We start from the raw sequence: 14,743 nt of genomic DNA, 5'->3' as shown, positions 1-14,743 counted from the left end.
ACTTGGCATGGCGGTAGACGCGCGTGAGGCTATAGGCAAACCGTTGATCGAACGACGCTCCATCGACTACATCCCGGACCGAGAGCGACACGGCCGCCTGGGCAGCCAGTTCACGCTCTGGCTCAGCGCCAACTTGCAGATCACCGCCATTGTTACCGGTGCGCTGGCGGTCGTGCTGGGCGGCGATGTCGTCTGGTCATTGGTCGGGTTGCTCTTGGGGCAACTGCTCGGGGGTGCGGTGATGGCTCTTCATGCCGCCCAGGGTCCTCGCCTCGGCCTGCCGCAGATGATCTCCAGTCGGGTGCAGTTCGGCGTCTATGGGGCGGTGATCCCGTTGGTGCTGGTATGCCTGATGTACATTGGCTTTTCCGCCAGCGGCTCGGTGCTGGCCGGGCAAGCGGTGGCGCAATTGGCGGGCGTCGCGGATTGGCAAGGCATCTGCCTCTTCGCCGCGGTCATCGTTTGCTTAACCCTGTTCGGCTACCGGATGATTCACCTGGTAGGGCGCGTGGCCAGTGTGCTCGGCGTGCTGGCATTCGCCTATATGTTCCAGGCGCTTCTGGCGGGCAATGACATCAGCGCGTTGTTGGCCAACCAGCACTTTTCACTGAGCAGTTTCCTCTTGGCCGTATCGCTGTCCGCTTCCTGGCAGATCGCCTTCGGGCCTTATGTGGCCGACTACTCACGCTACCTGCCACGCAGTACACCGGCCGCGGGGACCTTCTGGGCGGTAGGCTTGGGGTCGGTGATCGGGGCCCAGGCGGCCATGGTCTTCGGCGTCTTCGCGGCGGCCTTGGCGGGCAAGGGCTTCGCTCATCATGAAGTGGCCTTCATCGTGGGACTGGGCGGCACGGGCGCCGTGGCCGCAGCGCTTTATTTCAGCATCGCCTTCGGCAAGCTCACCATCACCGTTCTCAACGCCTACGGCAGCTTCATGTCCCTGGCCACCATCGTCTCCGGGCTGGGCGGCCAACGCCGCATCGGCAGCGGCACACGGTTAGCGTGCATCCTGGGCATGGTGGCGGTATCCACTACGCTGGCACTGCTGGGCAAGGATGCTTTCCTCAAGGATTTCTCGGCCTTCATTCTGTTCCTGCTGGCGTTCTTTACCCCCTGGAGTGCCATCAACCTGGTGGACTATTACTGCATCAGCAAGGAGCGCTACGACCTGCCCGCCCTGAACGACCCCAACGGGCGTTACGGTGCCTGGAATGGCGTAGGCATCGCGACCTATGTACTGGGCGTGCTGGCGCAGATGCCTTTCATCTCTACGCACTTTTATACCGGCCCCCTGGTAGAGCCTTTGGGCGACACGGACATCTCCTGGATCATCGGCCTGATACTGCCCGCGTTGGTGTACTACTGGGCCGCGCGCCGGTGGCCCCGGCCAGTGCCGGCGCAATTGATCCTGCCGGTGGAGGAAGTGCTCGAAGCCGGCACTTCATTTGGCCAGGCAAGGGCGGTATGAGCCGCTGCGTTCCAAAGGTTGTCCTAGGCTGTGGATAATCTTCTGACGAGCACCGCCCATGTTCCCCGAGAGCCTTACCTTTTCCATCGCAGAGGTGGTCAACGCCTGGGTCGACCAACTGGTTGGTCGATATGGCACAGCCTTGCGACACCTTTCGGACAGCTTGCTGACGTTGCTCGTCGGCTTGGAGAACCTGCTACGGGCCACGCCCTGGTGGTTGCTGCTGATCATAGTGGCGGCCCTGGCCTGGCATGCCAGCCGCCGTTGGTATGTAGCGCTGTTGATGGCAGGCCTGCTCTTTCTGGTCGGCGCCGTGGGACTGTGGGACAAACTTCTGCAGACCCTGGCCCTGGTGCTGGTGGCCACTTCGCTGGCCGTGCTCATGGGCGTGCCCTTGGGCATGCTCGCGGCGCGCTGCCCGCGCCTGCGCGCGGTGCTGTTGCCGGTGCTGGACGTGATGCAGACCTTACCCAGCTTCGTTTACCTGATCCCGGTGCTGATGCTGTTCGGCCTGGGCAAGGTACCGGCGATCTTCGCCACTGTGGTATATGCCATCGCGCCGGTGATCCGCCTGACCGACCTGGGTATCCGGCAGGTGGAGCGGGAGGTGATGGAAGCCGTGCAAGCCTTCGGCGCCAGCCCCTGGCAGCAGTTGGTCGGCGTGCAGCTGCCCCTGGCGTTGCCCAGCATCATGGCGGGCGTCAACCAGACCATCATGATGGCGTTGTCCATGGTGGTGATCGCTTCGATGATCGGCGCCCGGGGGCTGGGCGAGAACGTACTTGCCGGAATCCAGACCCTCAACGTGGGCAAGGGCCTGGAGGCTGGGCTGGCCATCGTTGCCTTGGCGATCGTCATCGATCGGATCACCCAGGCCTATGGCCGACCGCGCCGCAAGGGGGCCAAATGAGCGCCATTGAATTACGCGGAGTCACCAAGGTGTTCGGGCGCCGTAGCGCGCAGGCATTGGCCTTGCTGGACCAGGGCGCGGACAAGGCGCGCATCCTCGCCGAAACCGATTGCGTGCTAGGCGTGGCGAACGTCTCGCTCACCATCGAGGCTGGCGAAGTGTTCGTGATCATGGGGTTGTCCGGATCGGGCAAGTCAACCCTGGTGCGGCACTTCAATCGGCTCGTCGACCCCAGCCGCGGCGAAATTTTCGTCGGCGGTCAGGACATCCTGGCCTTCGGGCGCGGCCGCCTGCGTGATTTTCGCCGGCATGAGGTCAGCATGGTGTTTCAGGGGTTCGGCTTGCTGCCCCACAAGACAGTGCTGGATAACGTCGCCTATGGGCTACGCCTGCGTGGGGAGGGCAGCAGGGCGAGCCGCGAGCGGGCCAGCCACTGGGTGACCCAGGTGGGCCTGGACGGCTATGCGGAGCATTTTCCCGAGCAGTTGTCTGGCGGCATGCGCCAGCGGGTAGGCCTGGCCCGGGCGCTCGCCTGCGATACCCCCATCGTGCTGCTGGACGAAGCCTTCAGTGCCCTTGATCCGCTGATTCGCGCCGACCTTCAGGATCAGCTGCGCCAGCTCCAGGCGCGCCTGCGCAAGACCATCGTGTTCATCACTCATGACCTGGACGAAGCGCTGCGCCTGGGCGACCGGATCGCCATCCTGCGGGACGGCCGGCTGGTACAGGTGGGCACGCCCCAACACATTCTTCAACACCCGGCCGACGACTATGTGAAGCGATTCGTCCAGCGCCGGGCCGGAACTTGAATAGCGGAGCTTTCAATCATGCCAACGCTCTGGCACAACTGCCACTTGGCCACCATGGCTCAAGGAGGCTATTCCCTCATCGAGGACGGCGCCCTGCTGACTGAGGACGGGCTGATCCTGTGGGTAGGGCCCCGCGCAGAGGCGCCAGCCCAACCGGGCCTGCATCAGGTGGATTTGCAAGGCCGCTGGGTCACCCCTGGCCTGATCGACTGTCATACTCATCTTGTCTACGGCGGCAACCGCAGCGCGGAATTCGAGCAACGCCTGGAGGGCGTGAGCTATGCCCAGATCGCAGCCGCGGGCGGAGGCATCGCCAATACCGTGAACGCCACCCGCGCCGCCAGTGAAGATGAATTGTTCAGCAGCGCTCGGCGGCGCCTGGCCTGCCTGCTGCGCGAAGGGGTGACCACGGTCGAGATCAAGTCCGGCTACGGACTGGACCTGCCCAGCGAGCGCAAGATGCTGCGGGTCATTCGGCGCTTGGGTGCCGAACTGCCGGTGACCGTGAAAGCTACCTGCCTGGCCGCTCATGCGGTGCCGGTGGAATACAAGAACGATGCGCAAGGCTACATCGATTTTGTTTGCGATCGGCTGCTGCCCGCCCTGGCCCAGGAAGGTCTGGTAGACGCCGTCGATGCCTTCTGCGAGTACCTGGCGTTTTCCCCCGCGCAAGTGGAACAAGTATTCCGCGTCGCCGCTGGCCTCGGCCTGCCAGTGAAGCTGCATGCCGAGCAGTTGTCCTCGCTGGGTGGCGCCAGCCTGGCGGCGCGCTACCGGGCACTGTCAGCCGATCATCTGGAGTTCATGACCGAGGCGGACGTGGCGGCCATGGCCGCGGCAGGAACCGTGGCGGTGCTGCTGCCGGGCGCTTTCTATTTCCTGCGGGAAACCCGCCTGCCGCCTATGCAGGCCCTGTTCGACCAAGGCGTAGCCATCGCCATCTCCAGCGACAGTAATCCGGGCACCTCACCGGCATTGTCCCTGCGCTTGATGATGAACATGGCCTGTACGCTGTTCCGGCTTACCCCGGAACAAGCCCTGGCCGGGGTGACCCTCAATGCGGCCAAGGCGCTGGGGCTAGGGGCCAGCCATGGCTCGCTCGAGGCTGGAAAGGTGGCCGACTTCGTGGCCTGGGCCATCGATCGCCCCGCCGACTTGGCCTATTGGCTAGGCGCAGACCTGGATAAACGCATCATCCGCCAAGGCGCGGAGTCGACCTTCAGTCAGGAGCGCATATGAACGACAGTTACACCTTCGAAGCGGGCAGCGTGCCACTGCTGATCAGCGTGCCTCACGCTGGCTTGCGCCTGACCCCGGCGGTGGAGGAGGGCCTGGTCGAGGCGGCCCGTAGCCTGCCGGATACGGACTGGCACATCCCGCGTCTTTACGATTTCGCTCAAAGCCTTGGGGCAAGCCTGCTGGTAGGGCAGTACTCGCGTTTCGTCATCGACCTCAACCGCCCCGACGATGACCAGCCTTTATATGCCGGTGCCACCACGGGCCTCTATCCAGATACGCTCTTCGATGGCACGCCGCTCTACCAGACGGGCCGGACACCCTCGATCCAAGAGCGTGCGCGTTACCTGGAGCAGGTCTGGCGCCCCTATCATGCCTGTATCGCCCGGGAGTTGGCGCGGCTGCGCCAGGTCCATGGCTATGCATTGCTGTGGGACGCCCATTCCATCTGTTCGCGAGTGCCGCGCCTGTTCGAGGGCAAGCTGCCTGACTTCAACCTGGGCACCTTCGACAATGCCAGCTGCTCACCCGAGCTGTCGGTGCGCCTGGGCCAGGTCTGCGCCCAGGCCGAGGGCTACAGCCATGTGCTCAACGGTCGGTTCAAGGGCGGCCATATCACTCGCCATTACGGCAATCCGGCGCAGCATGTGCATGCTGTGCAGCTTGAGCTGGCGCAGGCGACCTACATGAATGAGCAGCCGCCGTTCCAATACCGTCCGGACCTGGCCGAGCGTACCCAGGTCGTGCTGCGCCAGCTCCTTGAAACGGCTTTGGCATGGGGTGAGAAGGCTTGACGGCTTGGTCCGACCCTATAGGAGCCAGCGCCAGCCAGCGAAAGGTTTCCGTGGCTTCACCACCGCAGCGTTTAAACCAGCACATGGCGACGATTCGGGTTTATGATGACTCACGGCTGAACCAACCCTAGACGGAGCGCCTGATGCTGACCCTGTATCCGCAGATCAAACCCTATGCACGGCACGATCTGGCCGTGGATGAGCCGCATGTGCTGTACGTGGACGAAAGTGGTTCGCCTGAAGGTCTGCCAGTGCTGTTCATTCATGGCGGGCCTGGCGCCGGATGCGATGCAGCCAGCCGTTGCTACTTCGACCCCACGCTGTATCGCATCGTCACTTTCGATCAGCGCGGTTGCGGTCGCTCGACGCCGCACGCGAGCCTGGAAAACAACACTACCTGGGACCTGGTGCGCGACATCGAGCGCATTCGCGAACACCTGGGCATCGACAAATGGGTACTGTTCGGTGGCTCCTGGGGCTCGACCCTGGCGCTGGCCTATGCGCAATCCCATCCCGAGCGCGTGCACGGGCTGATCCTGCGGGGCATCTTCCTGTGCCGGCCACAGGAATTCCAGTGGTTCTACCAGAGCGGCGCCAATCGCCTCTTCCCTGATTACTGGCAGGATTACCTCGCGCCCATTCCCCATGAAGAGCGCGACGACCTGCTCAAGGCTTTCCACAAGCGGCTCACCGGGTCTGACCAGATCGCCCAGATGCACGCCGCCAAGGCCTGGTCCATCTGGGAGGGGCGTACGGCTACCCTGCGGCCCAATCCACTGGTGGTCGACCGTTTCTCCGAACCCCAGCGGGCATTGTCCATCGCGCGTATCGAAACCCATTATTTCATCAACAACGCGTTCCTCGAACCCGACCAGTTGATCCGTGACGTGCACAAGATCGCCCATCTGCCAGCCGTGATCATCCATGGTCGCTACGACGTCATCTGCCCGCTGGACAATGCCTGGGAACTGCACCAGGCCTGGCCGAACAGCGAGCTGAAGGTGATCCGTGACGCGGGTCATGCCGGCTCCGAGCCGGGAATCATCGATGCGTTGGTACGGGCCGCGGACCAAATGGCCCGTCGGCTACTCGACCTGCCTCTCGAAGAAGCATGAAGGGGCTGTTGCAGCGCGCCGCCGAGGCGCGCGTGGTAATCGCCGGCGAGACCGTGGGTGCCATCGGCCCGGGATTGCTGGTGCTGGTGGGCGTCGAGCCGATGGACACCCAGGCCCAGGCCGACAAGCTGTTGCACAAGCTCCTCAACTACAGGGTGTTCGCCGACAGCGAAGGGCGCATGAATCGCTCACTCAAGGATACCGGCGGCGGCCTGTTGCTGGTGTCCCAGTTCACCCTGGCGGCTGACACCCGCAGCGGCATGCGCCCGAGCTTTTCCAGCGCGGCGCCACCGGACCTTGCCCGGGCCCTGTTCGACTACCTCCTCGAGCGCGCGCGCGCGGAGCATGGCCAGGTGCAGAGCGGACGTTTCGGCGCGGACATGCAGGTACACCTGGTCAATGATGGGCCTGTAACCTTCCAGTTGCAGGTCTGAAACAGGGCCTGGCCAAGCGAAACGTTGAAAAAGCCATGGAAAATCCGATTTTGTAGTAGAAAATCTTTCCTTGGCCTGATGCGTTGTGTCGCGGCCTGCTAGATAATCGCGCGCCGAGGGGGCCTGTGTCCTGACCCCGGTTTTGTTCTAAGTTGAGCGCTGGTCGACTGCGCTCAGGGAATCATCAAGCCCTTTTGCAGTCGGAACAGTGCTCGCCAACCCGGCAAACGCAGCTGGCCGTTGGTTCAATGATCTGTTTTCGGCGAGGATAGCTCGTGATTGTTAGTCCGTGTAACAAACCAAGAACAACCGGCAAACGCTTGCGCCAGGCACTGGCTGCGGGTTCCGCGCTGTTCTGCCTGCTTGGCGCAGGGCAGCTGTGGGCCTTCAGCCTGGACGACGTAGCCGCCAGGGCCAAGGATCTTGCCGGACAGAAATACGAAGCTCCGAAAAGCAACCTGCCCCCCCTGTTCCGCGACATGAAGTTCGCGGACTATCAGAAGATCCATTTCCGCACCGACAAGGCCCAGTGGGCCGACGAAAAGACGCCCTTCAAGCTGTCGTTCTATCACCAGGGCATGCATTTCGACACGCCTGTGAAGATCAACGAAGTCACGTCCACCACCGTGGAAGAGATCAAGTACGACCCCAGCCGTTTCGATTACGGTGACGTGCAGTTCGATCCCAAGGCGACGGAAAACCTTGGCTGGGCCGGCTTCCGCGTGCTCTACCCGATCAACAAGGCTGACAAGCAGGACGAAGTCATGACCCTGCTGGGCGCCAGCTACTTCCGCGTGATCGGAAAGGCGCAGACCTACGGCCTTTCCGCCCGTGGCCTGGCCATCGACACCGCATTGCCTTCCGGCGAGGAGTTTCCGCGTTTCACCGAGTTCTGGGTAGAGAAGCCGAATCCGGAAGACAAGCAACTGATCATCTATGCGCTGCTCGACTCCCCTCGGGCCACCGGTGCCTACCGCATGGTACTGCGGCCCGGTAGTGACAGCGTGGTGGACGTCCAATCGCGGGTCTATATGCGCGACCATGTGAGCCGCCTGGGCATCGCCCCGCTCACCAGCATGTACCTTTTTGGCGCCAACCAGCCCTCCCGTGTGCTGAACTATCGCCACGAGCTGCATGACTCCAATGGCCTTTCGATCCATGCCGGCAATGGCGAGTGGATCTGGCGTCCGCTGAACAACCCCAAGCGCCTGGCCGTCAGCAGCTTCACCGTAGAGAACCCGCAGGGCTTCGGCTTGCTGCAGCGTGGCCGTGAATTCAGCCGTTTCGAAGACCTGGACGACCGTTACGATCGTCGCCCGAGCGCCTGGATCGAACCGCGCGGTGACTGGGGCAAGGGCACCATCGACCTGGTGGAGATCCCCACCGCCGATGAAACCAATGACAACATCGTTGCGTTCTGGAATCCGGAAAAGCTGCCGGAGGCAGGCCAGCCCTTGGAGCACAACTACCGCATTCACTGGACCACCGACGAGGCCGAGCTCCATTCCTCCGACATCGCCTGGGTCAAGCAGACCTTGCGCTCCACCGGTGATGTGAAGCAGTCCAACCTGGTGCGCCAGCCGGATGGCACCGTGGCCTTCCTGATCGACTTCGAAGGGCCGAAGCTCAAGTCCCTGCTGGACGACGCCGGCGTGCGTAGCCAGGTAAGCGTGGGCGACAACGCGGATCTGGTCGAGAACAGCGTTCGCTACAACCCTGAAATCCAGGGCTGGCGCCTGACGCTGCGCCTCAAGGTCAAGGATGGCAGCAGGCCTGTCGAAATGCGCGCGGCCCTGGTTCAGGACGTGCTGCCGATTGACCCGCCCAAGCCGGCCGCGGAGCCGAAAGCCGAGGAAGCCAGTCACGGCCACAAGAAAGGCGCCAAGCATGACAAGGCCGCCGAAAAGCCTGCCACGCCCGCCGAGGCTCCGGCCGAAACGCCGCCTTCCGAACCGGTCAAGACTGAAGAAGTATTGACTGAAACCTGGAGCTACCAGTTGCCCGCCGATGAGTAAGCCAGCCGAACGGCCAGAGACCCTCAACGAGTATCTGGCACACCTGCCCCTGAGCGAGGCGCAGCGCGCCGAGCTCTCGCAGTGCACGTCCTTCACCGAGCTGCACCAGCGCCTTTCCCGGTCCGAAGCGACCGGGGAAGATCCTCAGGTGTCGGTGGGGCCTCGCCTGACACTCGACTCCGCCGCTGAATTCGAGGCCCATGAGATGCTCAGCCTCGACGGCGCCGGTCGTGTGCGCTTGAAGGCTACGCCTGTGATCCACCGTACCCGGATGGTGCCCGAGCCGTGGCGCACCAATGTGATCGCGCGGGGCTGGCGCCGCCTGCTGGGCAAGAGCCCGAAGCCGGAGCCGACCAGCGACAAACGCGACCTGCCCAAGGCTCGCTGGCGCACCGTGGGGTCCATCCGCCGCTACATCCTGTTGCTGTTGATGCTGGGCCAGACGATCGTGGCCGGCTATTACATGAAAGGTATCCTGCCCTACCAGGGCTGGGCGCTTGTGGACTTGCAGGAGGTGGCTCACCAGCCCTTGCTGCAAACGGCCCAGCAGGTACTGCCTTATGCCTTGCAAACCACCATCCTGATCCTGTTCGGCATCCTGTTCTGCTGGGTTTCGGCGGGGTTCTGGACCGCCCTGATGGGCTTCCTGGAACTGCTGACCGGGCGCGACAAGTACCGCATTTCCGGGGCCAGCGCCGGTAACGAGCCGATCGAGCCCGGCGCGCGCACCGCGTTGGTAATGCCGATCTGCAATGAAGACGTTCCCCGGGTGTTCGCCGGGTTGCGGGCAACCTTCGAGTCCGTAGCCGCTACCGGTGACCTGGACCGCTTCGACTTCTTCATCCTCAGCGATACCTATGACACCGACATCGCCGTGGCCGAGCAACAGGCCTGGCTGGACGTCTGCCGTGAAACCAAGGGTTTCGGGAAGATCTTCTATCGACGCCGTCGTCGGCGGGTCAAGCGCAAGAGTGGCAACCTGGACGATTTCTGCCGTCGCTGGGGCAGTGACTACCGCTACATGGTGGTACTGGACGCCGACAGCGTCATGAGCGGTGAATGCCTCACGTCCCTGGTGCGCCTGATGGAAGCCACCCCGGATGCCGGTATCATCCAGACTGCGCCCAAGGCGTCGGGCATGGACACGCTCTATGCGCGCCTGCAGCAGTTCGCTACCCGGGTGTATGGCCCGCTGTTCACGGCAGGCCTGCATTTCTGGCAGCTCGGCGAATCCCACTATTGGGGACATAACGCGATCATCCGCATGAAGCCCTTCATCGAGCACTGCGCCCTGGCGCCGCTGCCGGGCAAGGGCGCGTTCGCCGGCGCGATTCTGTCTCACGACTTCGTCGAGGCCGCGCTCATGCGTCGCGCGGGCTGGGGGGTCTGGATTGCCTATGACCTGCCGGGCAGTTATGAAGAGTTGCCGCCGAACCTGCTCGATGAGCTCAAGCGTGACCGCCGCTGGTGCCACGGCAACCTGATGAACTTCCGGCTGTTCCTGGTCAAGGGCATGCATCCGGTGCATCGCGCGGTATTCCTGACCGGGGTGATGTCCTACCTGTCGGCACCGCTGTGGTTCTTCTTCCTGGTCCTGTCCACGGCCTTGCTGGCGGTCAACACCCTGATGGAGCCGACGTACTTCCTCGAGCCTCGCCAGTTGTATCCGCTCTGGCCGCAGTGGCATCCGGAGAAGGCCATCGCATTGTTCTCCACTACCATCGTGCTGCTGTTCCTGCCCAAGCTCCTGAGCATCATCCTGATCTGGGCGAAGGGCGCGAAGGAATACGGCGGGCGCATTCGTGTCACCCTTTCCATGCTCATCGAGATGTTGTTCTCCATGTTGCTGGCGCCGGTGCGCATGATTTTCCACACGCGTTTCGTGCTGGCCGCCTTCCTGGGCTGGGCCGCGACCTGGAACTCACCGCAGCGCGACGACGACTCGACCCCATGGAGCGAGGCCGTACGTCGCCATGGGCCGCAGACCTTGCTGGGCCTGCTCTGGGCATTGCTGGTGGCGGCGCTCAACCCGAGCTTCCTCTGGTGGCTGGCGCCGATCGTGGTGTCGCTAATGCTGTCGATTCCGGTATCGGTAATCTCCAGTCGCACCAACCTGGGCCTGCGCGCCAAGCAGGACAAGCTGTTCCTGATCCCGGAAGAGTACGATCCGCCCCAGGAGCTGGTGTCGACCGACGCCTATACGGAGAACAACCGCGAGCACGCCATGCTCGATGGCTTCGTTCGCGCGGTGGTGGACCCCCGCCAGAACGCATTGGCTTGCGCGCTGGCCACCGCCCGTCATGGCCAGGCCCGGCCTATCGAGGACATGCGTGAAGCCATGGTCGACAAGGCGCTGCTCGGCGGTCCACAGGCGCTGCAAGGCAACGCGCGGCTCTACCTGCTAAGCGACCCCGAGGCCTTGGGCCGCTTGCATAAGCAGATATGGGATTCACAGAATGAAGCCTGGCTATCGGCCTGGCGTGCCTCCCAGGCCGCGGACCCCCATGCCCCGGCGCTGCCGTTGCAGCCCGCCGTGGTAGGGAACCTGGCCAGCGTTTAGCAACGAGTAGCCGGTAGAAGCCGGCTTCGCCTACCGCTGTAGGCAGGCGAAGCTCCCGAATGCGGTGTAATGCCTGTTCGCGAGCTTCGCCTGCGGCTCGCCCGGCTCCTACAGGAGGTTGCTACCTGTGTAGGAAGCAACTGTCTTGAACTGTTTTTTCGAGGCGCCCCTAGCAGGGGATTTTCAGGCATGGCTACACAGCAGTGATCCTCATAGGCTCACTGCTGCCGTTCCTTTAGTAGCACCGCAGCGTTAGCCCATGGTCGCTACGGGTAGCCCACGGTTGATCATTGGCGTGCGGTCACGCACCATCGCATTCAACCTTACGATCAATACGCGCATGCAGGCCACAATGGCGACTTTGGGTGCCTTACCACGCGCAATCAGACCTTCATAGCGCGCCTTGAAATCAGGATTGAACCTGACCAGGCACCAGCTAGACATGTACACCAGACGCCGGACCTGTTGCCGCCCGCCCCAGATCTGTCTGCGGCCACTCTTCGTGCCACTGTCGTTGTTGTAGGGAGCCAGGCCCACCAGTGCCGTGATCTGGCGCCGGTTCAAGGTACCCAGCTCAGGTAGATAGGCCATCAGCCCGGCAGTCGTGATCAGTCCTACACCCTTGACCATCCTCATCAATGCTACCGTTCGGCTGTCCAAAGTCTTCAACGCCTGCTCGATGCATTGCTCGAGTGCCTTGATACGCGTGTTGAGGTAGGCAATATGGTCGGTGTAGTTGGCACGCACTACGTCATGCGAGGCCATTTTCAACCGACGCTTGTCATCGTCGCGCTGCTGCACGAATCGGTCGCGCTGTTTGACCAGAGCGGCCAGTTCATCGCGTTGATTACTGGGTTTGACTGCTGGATACGTGTCCAGCTTCTGGGCGAACTGGGCCAGCATAAGGACGTCAATCTTATCCGTTTTGGCCTTGCGGCCCATGGCCAGGGCGAATTGCCGGGCACGTCGAGGGTTGATGCAGCTGGCCTGAAAGCCTGCCCTTGCAAGAAGCGAAACGGCGCGCTTTTCATAACCGCCGGTGGCTTCGAGCAAAACCCGACCTACCCCTAGGCCGCGCAGGCGATCGATGGCAATCGCAATACCTTCAGGCGTATTGTCCACTTGGAAGGTCGAGTCTTGGGGCCAAAGGCCGATATCAAGGGTGGCCTTGGAAACGTCGATACCTGCGCAGGAAATCATGGCGAACTCCTCTTACACTCAGGGTTGAGAGCGCTTTGACGGAGCCCACGCTTGTATGGTGCGAACAGGGGTTCTTACAACTGTTCGGGCGTAAGTCAAAGCGGAGAGGTGGTGGCGGCACTTGCTTCCTAACGTGCGTAGAGGCACCGGGGACGAACGGCCGGCCACCACCGCTCTCACCTCAAAGTCTAAGAGGTTTTAAAGACACAAGGGGGCGAAGCTCCCGAATGCGGTGTAACGGCCGTTCGCGAGCTTCGCTGGCGCCTACAGGAGCCGTGATAGCAGCGCGGTCACAGCGGTTTCCACCCTGAGAATCCGCTCACCCATCTGAACCGGTGCCAGGCCGGCCAGCTTGAGCAATTCCACCTCATAGGGTATCCATCCGCCCTCAGGCCCGATGGCCAGAGTAATCGGGCCGTCGATGGCGCGTGGGCAATCGGGAAAGGGACCAGGATGAGCGACCAGGCCCAGGGTGCCAGCGGCAATGGCACCGAGGCGGTCCTCCACGAAAGGCTTGAAGCGTTTCTCGATCACCACTTCGGGCAGGCGGGTATCCCGCGCCTGCTCCAGCCCAAGCACCAGTTGTTCGCGAATGGCTTCTGGCTGCAGGAACGGCGTTTGCCAGAAGCTCTTTTCCACACGGTAACTGTTTACCAGGATCAGCCGAGGTACGCCCAAGGTGGCTATGGTCTGAAAGACACGGCGCAGCATCTTCGGCCTGGGAAGGGCCAGCACCAGGGTGAGGGGAAGCTTGGCTGGCGGTGGCCTGTCGAAGCTGACCCGCAATTGGGCGTGCCGGCTATCCAGGATCTCGATGCGACCTTCGCCCATCAGGCCATCCACACGGCCGACCCGCAGGGTGTCACCAACCTCGGCCCGATGCACTTCGCGCATATGGGTCAGGCGACGACCGCTCAGTTGAACGAGGCTTTCGCCAACGAAGTCGGCGGGCTCGAGCAGTAGCAGGTTCATGGGCGTGTAGCAGGCGGCTGGTCGTTCCCTCGCTCGGTTTCGCTCGCCTGTTCGCTGCGCTTGCGTATGAGGCCCCCGAACAGTACACCGACCTCGAACAGCAGCCACATGGGCACCGCCAACAGGGTTTGCGAGAAGATATCGGGGGGCGTCAGGACCATCCCGACCACGAAGCAGCCGATGATCACGTACGGCCGGGCTTTCTTCAGCGCCTTGATGTCGACCACGCCGATCCACACCAGCAGCACCACGGCCACAGGGATCTCGAATGCGACGCCAAAGGCGAAGAACAGCGTCATGACGAAGTCCAGGTAGCTGGTGATGTCCGTCATCATGGCCACGCCGTCGGGCGTGGCCGCGGCGAAGAACTTGAACATCAGCGGGAAGACAACGAAATAGGCGAAGGCCATGCCCGCATAGAACAGCAGGATGCTTGAGACCAGCAGGGGAATGGCGATGCGTTTTTCATGACGATACAGGCCCGGCGCGACGAACCCCCAGACCTGGTGCAGGATCAGCGGTATCGCCAGGAAAAGCGATACCGTCATGGTCAGCTTGAAGGGCGTCAGGAAGGGCGAAGCCACATCCGTGGCGATCATGGTCGCCCCGGGCGGCAGGTACGCCCGCAATGGAGCCGAAACCAGGGTGTAGATCTGCTGAGCGAAGGAGAAAAGCCCAGCGAACACCACAAAGACCACGGCCACGCAGCGCAGCAATCGGGTACGCAGTTCGGTCAGGTGTGACACCAGCGGCATCGGCTGGTCGTCTTCGGGTATTTCGCTCATGGGGCTGGGGTCGAATCCTGGGGCGTTCGCGGCGCGGCGGCCGGCTCGGTCACGGGGTTGGGCGAAGCGGCCGGGGTTGCCGCAGGCGCGCGCTCCACGCTGGTCACGGGAGCAATCGCAGGCGTGCCTGGGTTATCGCCGACGGGCGGGGCCGTCGGCGGGGCTGGATGAATGGTCGGTGCCGCCTGGTTGCCGCCAGCCGGGTCCATCAGCCTGCGAGCCTCCTGTTCAAGCGAAAGGATATGCTCGTTGTGCAACTGGCGACGGATCTCATCCGCGCCCAGCTCCCGCTCGATCTCGGTCTTGATGCTATTGAAGCTGCGCTTGAGCCGGCCTATCCACAGGCCAGCGGTGCGCGCGGCCCCAGGCAGGCGCTCGGGGCCCAAGACCAGGAGTGCTACCAGGCCCACCAGCAGCAGCTCGCTGAAGCTGATCCCGAACATGG

General features: G+C 62.9%; 13 protein-coding genes. 9 read left to right on the top strand and 4 right to left on the bottom strand.

The window, feature by feature from the left end:
• The first annotated feature begins 7 nt into the window (after positions 1–7).
• The 9 genes from BN1188_RS04270 to mdoH all read left to right on the top strand — a co-directional run bounded on the left by BN1188_RS04270 (position 8) and on the right by mdoH (position 11,341).
• A complete protein-coding gene (locus BN1188_RS04270) occupies positions 8–1,468 on the top strand; it encodes a purine-cytosine permease family protein (RefSeq protein ID WP_040260114.1) in 1,461 nt (486 codons plus the stop codon).
• Positions 1,469–1,526: 58 nt separating this feature from the next.
• Positions 1,527–2,378, top strand: coding sequence for an ABC transporter permease (locus tag BN1188_RS04265; protein ID WP_040260112.1), 852 nt, complete (start codon positions 1,527–1,529; stop codon positions 2,376–2,378).
• Positions 2,375–3,187, top strand: a complete 813-nt coding sequence (locus BN1188_RS04260) for a quaternary amine ABC transporter ATP-binding protein (protein WP_052469150.1) — start codon at positions 2,375–2,377, stop codon at positions 3,185–3,187. Before BN1188_RS04265 ends, BN1188_RS04260 begins: the two co-directional genes overlap by 4 nt.
• Positions 3,188–3,205: 18 nt before the next feature.
• Positions 3,206–4,426 (top strand): imidazolonepropionase, encoded by a 1,221-nt coding sequence (hutI, locus tag BN1188_RS04255; RefSeq protein WP_040260111.1) that lies wholly within the window; start codon positions 3,206–3,208, stop codon positions 4,424–4,426.
• Positions 4,423–5,217 (top strand): N-formylglutamate deformylase, encoded by a 795-nt coding sequence (gene hutG, locus BN1188_RS04250; RefSeq protein WP_040260110.1) that lies wholly within the window; start codon positions 4,423–4,425, stop codon positions 5,215–5,217. Before hutI ends, hutG begins: the two co-directional genes overlap by 4 nt.
• A 143-nt stretch (positions 5,218–5,360) precedes the next feature.
• Positions 5,361–6,332 carry a prolyl aminopeptidase gene (pip, locus tag BN1188_RS04245; protein WP_040260108.1) on the top strand — a complete coding sequence of 324 codons (972 nt, stop codon included), beginning with the start codon at positions 5,361–5,363 and terminating at the stop codon, positions 6,330–6,332.
• On the top strand, positions 6,329–6,766 hold the full coding sequence (gene dtd, locus BN1188_RS04240) for a D-aminoacyl-tRNA deacylase (RefSeq protein ID WP_040260107.1): 438 nt from the start codon (positions 6,329–6,331) through the stop codon (positions 6,764–6,766). Before pip ends, dtd begins: the two co-directional genes overlap by 4 nt.
• A 275-nt stretch (positions 6,767–7,041) precedes the next feature.
• Positions 7,042–8,781, top strand: a complete 1,740-nt coding sequence (locus BN1188_RS04235; RefSeq protein ID WP_040260106.1) for a glucan biosynthesis protein G — start codon at positions 7,042–7,044, stop codon at positions 8,779–8,781.
• Complete coding sequence (gene mdoH / locus BN1188_RS04230) at positions 8,774–11,341, top strand: glucans biosynthesis glucosyltransferase MdoH (protein WP_040260105.1); 2,568 nt, start codon at positions 8,774–8,776, stop codon at positions 11,339–11,341. The genes BN1188_RS04235 and mdoH overlap by 8 nt, the downstream gene beginning before the upstream one ends.
• 252 nt (positions 11,342–11,593) lie before the next feature.
• Here mdoH and BN1188_RS04225 read toward each other — a convergent pair whose 3' ends face one another.
• The 4 genes from BN1188_RS04225 to tatB form a co-directional block, all read right to left on the bottom strand.
• Positions 11,594–12,541, bottom strand: a complete 948-nt coding sequence (locus BN1188_RS04225; RefSeq protein WP_040260103.1) for an IS110 family transposase — start codon at positions 12,539–12,541, stop codon at positions 11,594–11,596.
• Positions 12,542–12,805: 264 nt separating this feature from the next.
• Positions 12,806–13,513, bottom strand: coding sequence for a 16S rRNA (uracil(1498)-N(3))-methyltransferase (locus tag BN1188_RS04220; protein WP_040260102.1), 708 nt, complete (start codon positions 13,511–13,513; stop codon positions 12,806–12,808).
• A complete protein-coding gene (tatC, locus tag BN1188_RS04215) occupies positions 13,510–14,298 on the bottom strand; it encodes a twin-arginine translocase subunit TatC (protein WP_040260101.1) in 789 nt (262 codons plus the stop codon). Before tatC ends, BN1188_RS04220 begins: the two co-directional genes overlap by 4 nt.
• Positions 14,295–14,741 (bottom strand): Sec-independent protein translocase protein TatB, encoded by a 447-nt coding sequence (gene tatB / locus BN1188_RS04210; RefSeq protein ID WP_040260100.1) that lies wholly within the window; start codon positions 14,739–14,741, stop codon positions 14,295–14,297. Before tatB ends, tatC begins: the two co-directional genes overlap by 4 nt.
• Positions 14,742–14,743 lie beyond the last annotated feature (2 nt).

It is taken from the genome of Pseudomonas massiliensis (assembly GCF_000826105.1).
GTDB classification, from domain to species: domain Bacteria; phylum Pseudomonadota; class Gammaproteobacteria; order Pseudomonadales; family Pseudomonadaceae; genus Aquipseudomonas; species Aquipseudomonas massiliensis.
The sequence above is the reverse complement of the archived record's forward strand: the minus strand, read 5'-3'. Positions and strand labels throughout refer to the sequence as shown.